This is a genomic window from Pseudomonas sp. MWU13-3659, from assembly GCF_023757525.1.
Classification (GTDB): Bacteria; Pseudomonadota; Gammaproteobacteria; order Pseudomonadales; family Pseudomonadaceae; genus Aquipseudomonas; species Aquipseudomonas entomophila_E.
Genome location: NZ_JAMSHW010000023.1, coordinates 62639 through 70185 on the forward strand (window position 1 = coordinate 62639; position 7547 = coordinate 70185).

The window sequence follows — 7547 nt, forward strand, 5'->3', positions numbered from 1 at the left end:
GTGTTGGGGCTTGAATAGAATACATTCGTGGCAAGGTGAGACGCAGAGCACGAGAGCAACGCCAATCGGCTTTAACTTGTAGCTTGCAGCTCGAAGCTTGCCGCTCAAACCAAAGGTTTGTACCCATGCGCTATATCAGTACCCGCGGCCAGGCTCCGGCCCTGAACTTCGAAGACGTCCTGCTGGCTGGCCTGGCCAGTGATGGCGGCCTGTACGTTCCCGAGAACCTGCCACGCTTCACCCAGGAAGAGATCGCCTCCTGGGCCGGCCTGCCGTACCACGAACTGGCCTTCCGGGTGATGCGCCCGTTCGTCGATGGTTGCATCGCCGACGCCGACTTCAAGAAAATCCTTGAAGAAACCTACGGCAACTTCGCCCATGCCGCCGTGGCGCCCCTGCGCCAGCTCAACGGCAACGAGTGGGTCATGGAGCTGTTCCACGGCCCGACCCTGGCGTTCAAGGATTTCGCCCTGCAACTGCTCGGCCGCCTGCTCGACCACGTACTGGTCAAGCGCGGCGAGCGCGTGGTGATCGTCGGCGCCACCAGCGGTGACACCGGCTCGGCCGCCATCGAAGGTTGCCGCCGTTGCGACAACGTCGACATCTTTATCCTGCACCCGCACCAGCGTGTGTCGGAAGTGCAGCGCCGGCAGATGACCACCATCCTGGGCGACAACATCCACAACATCGCCATCGAGGGTAACTTCGACGACTGCCAGGAGATGGTCAAGGCCAGCTTCGCCGACCAGTCGTTCCTCAAGGGCACTCGCCTGGTGGCGGTCAACTCGATCAACTGGGCGCGGATCATGGCCCAGATCGTCTACTACTTCCATGCAGCCCTGCAGTTGGGTGGCCCGGCCCGTTCGGTGGCGTTCTCGGTACCGACCGGCAACTTCGGCGACATCTTCGCCGGTTACCTGGCACGCAACATGGGCCTGCCGATCAGCCAGCTGGTGGTGGCGACCAACCGCAACGACATCCTGCACCGCTTCATGAGCGGCAACCAGTACGTCAAGGACGCCCTGCACCCGACGCTGTCGCCATCGATGGACATCATGGTCTCGTCCAACTTCGAGCGCCTGCTGTTCGATCTGCACGGCCGCAATGGTGCCGCTGTTGCCGCGTTGATGGACACCTTCAAGCAAGGCGGCGGCTTCAGCGTCGAGGCAGATCGCTGGACCGAAGCCCGCAAGCTCTTCGACTCGCTGGCTGTCACCGACGAGCAGACCTGCGAAACCATCGCCGAGGTGTTCAAGAGCACCGGTGAAGTACTCGACCCGCATACCGCGATCGGCGTCAAGGCCGCCCGCGAGTGCCGTCGCAGCCTGGACACCCCGATGGTGGTGCTGGGTACCGCGCACCCGGTCAAGTTCCCCGAGGCGGTGGAGAAGGCCGGCGTTGGCAAGGCCCTGGAGCTGCCCGCTCACCTCAGCGACCTGTTCAGCCGTGAAGAGCGCTGCACGGTGCTGGCCAATGACCTGAAGACCGTCCAGGCCTTCGTCAGCCAGCACGGTAATCGTGGCAAGCCGCTGTAAGCTTCACCGACTGACAAAAAACCGCCCATTGGGCTAATGCCAGTCAGTTAAGCCAATTGGGGTCGCTCCGCGCCCCTTCGCGGGTAAACCCGCTCCTACAGGATCGCGCAAACGCTGAATCGAGCGCTGTACGTGTAGGAGCGGGTTTACCCGCGAAGGGCTGCAAAGCAGCCCCAATAAGTGCGATGAAGCGCTAACTGGCTGGCATTACCCATTGGGCGGTTTTTTTAGGGACCAGTCCCATGTGCTTTTCAGTCTTTTCCTATATCTAGGAGTCAGCAGCCTGCCTAGAGTGAGCGCCCATCCCAGTTGGCAGCCACAAACAGGAGACGCTCATGCGCAGGCTCCATGTCCTCATCCATCAGGTGCGTCCTTCCCACCAGATCCTCCTGCATCAGGCCTTCAACGCCCTTGGGGTGTTCAATGTACGCCTGCACGATCAGCTCTCCGCCACCAAGGCCAGCCTCGCTCAGGCAGGCCCTCTGGATGTGCTGGTACTAGACCACGGCATGCCGAGGCGTAGCGGGCAGGCGTTGATCGATCATCTTGAACGCGGGCAGGAGCCCCATGCCTTGCTGTTCGTCGGGCAAGCCGATGACAAGGGGCCGGACCTGGCCAGGGAGGCTCGCAGGAGGGGGTTGAAGGTAATCGCCGAAGTGCCCTGGCCTCTGTCGACCCCCGTACTTGACGATGCGTTGAAGCGCTTGAAAGGATCACTCGCGGTGAGACAGGGTAGGTTAGCTGAACTGTAATATTCACCGCGCATGCTCGTCGGGAAGGGCCTGAAATGGAGAACTTTCCGGCAGGTCCGATGGTCAGTTCCTCCATGTCCACCACCCAGCGAGTGATCCGGATGGAAAGAATCTGCAGACTGCTCAACGACGCCCTGACCCCTTACCACGCCTCGCTTGGCGCCCTCGACGCCAGCGGTAATCGCCAACTGACCCTCTATGACGAACAGGGTGCCGAGACGTTGCGGCGTCAGGTGTGCGCGCGACAGTTGGTCGAACAACAGTTGCTGGTCGATCTGGTCGATGGCCTGCACCGCGACCTGCAGATCGCCGAAGGCCGCCTGCAACCTTGTGTGATCGCTGCCTTGCAACATCGTCGGGAGCGCCGGGGAACCTTTGCCTGAGTGTCCCGTCAGAATGATCAAGGGTGGTCTGGTGGTGCTTTGCTCCGGTATTGCCAGGCTACCGCCGCAAGTCCCTGAGGACTTTCGCTTGACCCCGGTCGTCTTCCCCAGCGGCCGGGGTTTCTTTTTGCCTGGCTAGCGCGGCGCCTGATCGTCGAAAAAGTGCCGGGCCTGCTCGAGGTAGTCCGTCTGCAGCTCAGGGTCCAGCCAGCGTGCATAGAGATCCGGTAGCGTGTCGCGTCGCAGTCCGGGCAGCAACTGGTCGACATGGGCGATGGCTTCGCGCCCCAAGGGGGTGTCCGAGCAGCCCACATGGAGGAACTGGTAGCGGTTCACGCCCTGGATCGGGTGAAAGCGGTAATCCTCCAGCGAGCCACCCTGCTGCTGGATCAGGTAGCGCATTTCGGGCCAATAGCCGAGTACCAGTTGCAGGCGCCCCAGTTGCTGCATCTGCAGCAGGCTGGCAGTGGCGTCGTTGCCATAATGGCGGCTGAAGGCGCTGTCGGGCAATTGGCGGAGGATTTCGTCTACCTGGACGCTGTAGCTGCGCTCGGCGACGATGCCCAGCTTGAGCCGGGTCTGGCTCAGCAAGCGTTTGAGGTCGACCTGTTGCTCGTCCAGAAAGGGGGCAAGCAGTGCTTCGTCTTGCCTGCGCACTACCAGCCCGCTGCTCAGCACGCCCAATGAAGCCAGGGAAAAGTGCACGTATTTCTCGCGCTCAGGTGTCCACAACAAGGTGGGGTCGCAGGTGAAGCTCGGTTCCTGGAGCATCTGCAGGCCCCGGGCGCGGTTGACCCGGACAATGCTGTGGTCGTACTCGGGCATCTGCGCAATCAGCATCGGTAACAACTGATCGATCACGCCTTGGCCCTTGGCGGCGCCTTCGAAAATGGTGAAGGGCGGCAGGTCGCGCACCAGCCAGAGCAGGCGCTCCTTGGCCTGGACTGAGGGCCCTGCAAGCAGGGCCAGCATCAGGCAGCATAGCGTGGACAGGCGACCGAGGCGCATGCAGCTGGCAGGTCAGACTGTGCCGGCTTCACGCAGGCGGGCGATGGCCGCCGCGTCGTAGCCCAGGCTGCCGAGTACCGTGGCGGTGTGCTCGCCGAGGGCTGGCCCGACCCACTCGGTGGAGCCGGGCGTGTCGGAGAGTTTGGGCACGATACCGGGCATCTTGAAGGGCTTGCCATCTGGCAGCCGGGCCTGGAGGAACATCTCGCGGGCCAGGTACTGCGGGTCGCTGAACATGTCCTCGGCCGAATAGATGCGGCTGGCCGGCACTTCGGCCGCATTGAGCGTCTGCATCACGTCGTCCAGTGGCAGGCTGTTGGCCCAGCGGTCGATCACCCCGTACAGCTCGTCACGGCGCGCGTCGCGGCCATCGTTGCTGGCCAGCGTGGCGTCGTTGGCCAGTTCGCCACGGCCGATGGCCTGCATGAAGCGCTTGAAGATCGCATCGCCATTCGCGCCGATCTGCACATGGCGGCCGTCCTGCGTGGTGTGGATGGAAGAGGGGGTGATGCCCGGCATGATGTTGCCGGTGCGCTCGCGGATGAAACCGAACACGTCGAATTCCGGGACCATGCTTTCCATCATGGCGAAAATCGCTTCGTACAGCGCCACGTCCACCACCTGGCCCTGGCCGCCATTGACTTCGCGATGACGCAGGGCCATCAGCGCGCCGATCACGCCCCACAGGGCGGCGATCGAGTCGCCGATGGAGATCCCGGTGCGCACCGGTGGGCGATCCTCGAAGCCGGTGATGTAACGCAGCCCGCCCATGGACTCGCCCACGGCGCCGAAGCCTGGCTGGTCTTTCATCGGGCCTGTCTGGCCGAAGCCCGACAGACGTACCATCACCAGGCGCGGGTTGAGCGCATGCAGCACCTCCCAGCCCAGGCCGAGTTTCTCCAGCACGCCGGGGCGGAAGTTCTCGATCAGGATGTCGGCCTCGGCCAGCAGGCGTTTGAGCACCTCGAGGCCTTCGGGGTGTTTGAGGTTTAGCGTCAGTGATTGCTTGTTGCGTGCCTGGACGAACCACCACAGCGACGTGCCCTCGTACAGCTTGCGCCATTTGCGCAGCGGGTCGCCGCCGTCCGGCGACTCCACCTTGATCACTTCGGCGCCGAACTCGGCACAGATGCGCGAGGCGAAGGGGCCGGCGATCAGGGTGCCGAGCTCGATGACTTTCAGGCCGGCGAGAGGTTTGCTGGGCGTGGGCATGGGGCATCCTGACGAATGGGCGTGAGGGCAGGTTGTATCACAGCTCGGCAGCGGCAGGTACTGTCGCGGGGTACAAGAAATGTGTCTGTGCAATCGGTATTTGATGGCCGCAGGGGGAAGGCTTGGGCGATGGCCCTGTGTTGCCTGTGGCGGCCCATTCGCCAGCAACGCTGGCTCCTACAGGTGCCATGCGCCTGCGCACATCTGTAGGAGCCAGCCTTGCTGGCGATGCCCGGCAAAGCCGGGCCAGGAACGTTACGCGCCCCGCTGCCGGCCAGGATCAGTTAGACTGTGTGACTTTTCTCCCCGCAAGAAGCCCATCGCCCATGGCCCAGCCGTCCACCACCTACAAGTTCGAACTGAATCTGACCGACCTCGACCGCGGCGTGTACGAGAGCGTTCGCCAGACCATCGCCCGTCACCCCTCGGAGACCGAAGAGCGCATGGCCGTGCGCCTGCTGGCCTATGCCCTGTGGTACAACGAGCAGTTGTCGTTCGGGCGTGGCCTGTCGGACGTCGACGAAGCGGCATTGTGGGAAAAGAGCCTGGATGACCGCATCCTGCACTGGATCGAAGTCGGCCAGCCCGACGCCGAGCGCCTGACCTGGTGCTCGCGTCGCACCGAGCGTACTAGCTTGCTGGCTTATGGCAGCCTGCGGGTGTGGCAGAACAAGGTGGTCGATGCGGTCAAGGGCCTGAAGAACCTGAGCATCGCTGTGGTACCGCAGGAGGTGCTGGAAACCCTGGCCACCGATATGCCGCGGACCATCAAGTGGGACGTGATGATCAGCGAAGGCACGGTGTTCGTCACCGACGACCGTGGCCAGCACGAAGTGCAGCTCGAGTGGCTGCTCGGCGAGCGCGGCTGACCTGCCCTTTATCTGATTGCCGAAGGCCCCATGCGTATCGAACCCCGTCCCCTGCCGTCGACCCTGCCGTTCCTGGGTAACCTGCCGCCCTTGCTGACCCGCCTGTACGCCGCCCGTGGCGTGGCGTCCGAGGCCGAGCTGGACAAGGGCCTGGCGCGGTTGTTGCCGTTCCAGCGGCTCAAGGGTATCGAGACGGCCGTGGACCTGCTGGTCGAGGCCCTCGACCAGCGCCAGCGAATTCTCATTGTCGGTGACTTCGATGCCGACGGTGCCACCGCCAGTACGGTCGGCGTGTTGGGCCTGCGTCTGCTGGGCGCGGCCCATGTCGACTATCTGGTGCCCAACCGTTTCGAGTATGGCTACGGTCTGACGCCCGAAATCGTCCAGGTCGCGCTGGAGCGTCAGCCGCAGTTGTTGATTACCGTGGATAACGGCATTTCCAGTGTCGACGGTGTGGCGGCCGCCAAGACTGCTGGGTTGAAGGTACTGGTCACCGACCACCACTTGCCTGGCGAACAGTTGCCGGATGCTGATGCCATCGTCAACCCGAACCAGCCCGGCTGTGAGTTCCCGAGCAAGTCGCTGGCAGGCGTCGGGGTGATCTTCTATGTGCTGATGGCCCTGCGCGCACGTCTGCGCAGCCTCGGGCACTACGAAACGCAGGCTCAGCCGAATATCGGCGAACTGCTCGACCTGGTTGCCCTGGGCAGTGTCGCCGACGTTGTGCCGCTGGATGCCAACAACCGCATCCTGGTGCACCAGGGGCTCGAGCGTATCCGCGCCGGCCGTGCGCGGCCTGGGCTCAAGGCCATTCTCGAAGTGGCCCGGCGTGACCATCGGCGTATCACCTCCACCGACCTGGGGTTCATTCTAGGGCCCCGGCTCAATGCAGCCGGCCGGTTGGATGACATGAGCCTCGGCATTGAATGCCTGCTGTGCGATGACGCCGGGCTGGCACTGGATATGGCTCAGGAGCTGGATGGCCTGAACCAGGACCGCAAGTCCATCGAGCAGGGCATGCAGCGCGAGGCGCTGGCCCAGCTCAAGGATCTGCCGGTGGAGTCCATGCCCTATGGGCTTTGCCTGTTCGACGCTGACTGGCACCAGGGGGTGATCGGGATTCTGGCGTCGCGCCTGAAGGAGCGTTACCACCGCCCGACCATCGCCTTTGCCGATGCGGGGGAGGGGATGCTCAAAGGCTCGGCGCGGTCGGTGGCGGGCTTCCACATTCGCGATGCGCTGGATGCGGTGGCGGCGCGATATCCGTCGTTGATCAGCAAGTTTGGCGGGCATGCCATGGCGGCTGGCTTGTCGCTGCCTGCCGATAACTTCCCGGCATTTGCCGAGGCCTTCGATGCGGAGGTCCGGCGGCAGTTGCGTGAAGAGGACCTGACAGGGCGGCTGTTGTCGGATGGCTCGTTGGCGGTCGAGGAGTTTCACCTGGAGCTGGCGCGGGCTTTGCGCAATGCCGGGCCATGGGGGCAGCACTTCCCTGAGCCGTTGTTCCATGGGGTGTTTCAGCTGGTCTCGCAGCGGGTCGTGGGAGAGCGGCATCTCAAGGTTGTGCTCAAGAGCGAGTGTGGGGCGGTGACGCTGGATGGGATTGCCTTTGGGGTGGACCGGGAGGTTTGGCCGAATCCTACCGTGCGGTGGGTGGAGTTGGCCTACAAGCTGGATGTGAATGAGTTTCGGGGGAATGAGAGTGTGCAGTTGATGATTGCGCATATGGAAGCGCGGTGATTTTCTGTTGGTTGGTTAGTTGGTTGTTCTGGCGTATGTGAGATATCC

General features: G+C 63.3%; 7 protein-coding genes. 5 read left to right on the plus strand and 2 right to left on the minus strand.

What is annotated here, in order from left to right:
• Positions 1 to 125: 125 nt before the first annotated feature.
• The 3 genes from thrC (at position 126) to NGM28_RS22310 (ending at position 2670) form a co-directional block, all read left to right on the plus strand.
• Positions 126 to 1535: a threonine synthase gene (gene thrC, locus NGM28_RS22300; protein ID WP_240065110.1), complete on the plus strand. Its 1410-nt coding sequence runs from the start codon at positions 126 to 128 to the stop codon at positions 1533 to 1535.
• 335 nt (positions 1536 to 1870) lie between these two features.
• On the plus strand, positions 1871 to 2287 hold the full coding sequence (locus NGM28_RS22305) for a histidine kinase (RefSeq protein ID WP_252091481.1): 417 nt from the start codon (positions 1871 to 1873) through the stop codon (positions 2285 to 2287).
• 101 nt (positions 2288 to 2388) lie between these two features.
• Complete coding sequence (locus NGM28_RS22310; protein WP_252091482.1) at positions 2389 to 2670, plus strand: DUF3509 domain-containing protein; 282 nt, start codon at positions 2389 to 2391, stop codon at positions 2668 to 2670.
• 135 nt (positions 2671 to 2805) lie between these two features.
• Here NGM28_RS22310 and NGM28_RS22315 read toward each other — a convergent pair whose 3' ends face one another.
• Both NGM28_RS22315 and NGM28_RS22320 read right to left on the minus strand, forming a co-directional pair.
• Entirely contained in the window at positions 2806 to 3678 is an 873-nt protein-coding gene (locus NGM28_RS22315) for a TIGR02285 family protein (protein ID WP_252091484.1), read from the minus strand.
• A gap of 12 nt (positions 3679 to 3690) precedes the next feature.
• Positions 3691 to 4890, minus strand: coding sequence for a CaiB/BaiF CoA transferase family protein (locus tag NGM28_RS22320; protein WP_252091487.1), 1200 nt, complete (start codon positions 4888 to 4890; stop codon positions 3691 to 3693).
• A gap of 326 nt (positions 4891 to 5216) precedes the next feature.
• Between NGM28_RS22320 and NGM28_RS22325 the strand changes: the two genes are divergently transcribed.
• Positions 5217 to 5759, plus strand: coding sequence for a YaeQ family protein (locus NGM28_RS22325; protein ID WP_240065115.1), 543 nt, complete (start codon positions 5217 to 5219; stop codon positions 5757 to 5759).
• A gap of 30 nt (positions 5760 to 5789) precedes the next feature.
• A complete protein-coding gene (recJ, locus tag NGM28_RS22330; RefSeq protein WP_252091489.1) occupies positions 5790 to 7499 on the plus strand; it encodes a single-stranded-DNA-specific exonuclease RecJ in 1710 nt (569 codons plus the stop codon).
• The last annotated feature ends 48 nt before the right edge of the window (positions 7500 to 7547 follow it).

Excerpts from the sequence above, each read along its gene's own strand:
- NGM28_RS22325 (WP_240065115.1), top strand. The coding sequence starts at position 5,217 with ATGGCCCAGCCGTCCACCACCTACAAGTTCGAACTGAATCTGACCGAC.
- NGM28_RS22320 (WP_252091487.1), bottom strand. The coding sequence starts at position 4,890 with ATGCCCACGCCCAGCAAACCTCTCGCCGGCCTGAAAGTCATCGAGCTC.
- NGM28_RS22305 (WP_252091481.1), top strand. The coding sequence starts at position 1,871 with ATGCGCAGGCTCCATGTCCTCATCCATCAGGTGCGTCCTTCCCACCAG.
- NGM28_RS22310 (WP_252091482.1), top strand. The coding sequence starts at position 2,389 with ATGGAAAGAATCTGCAGACTGCTCAACGACGCCCTGACCCCTTACCAC.
- recJ (WP_252091489.1), top strand. The coding sequence starts at position 5,790 with ATGCGTATCGAACCCCGTCCCCTGCCGTCGACCCTGCCGTTCCTGGGT.
- NGM28_RS22315 (WP_252091484.1), bottom strand. The coding sequence starts at position 3,678 with ATGCGCCTCGGTCGCCTGTCCACGCTATGCTGCCTGATGCTGGCCCTG.
- thrC (WP_240065110.1), top strand. The coding sequence starts at position 126 with ATGCGCTATATCAGTACCCGCGGCCAGGCTCCGGCCCTGAACTTCGAA.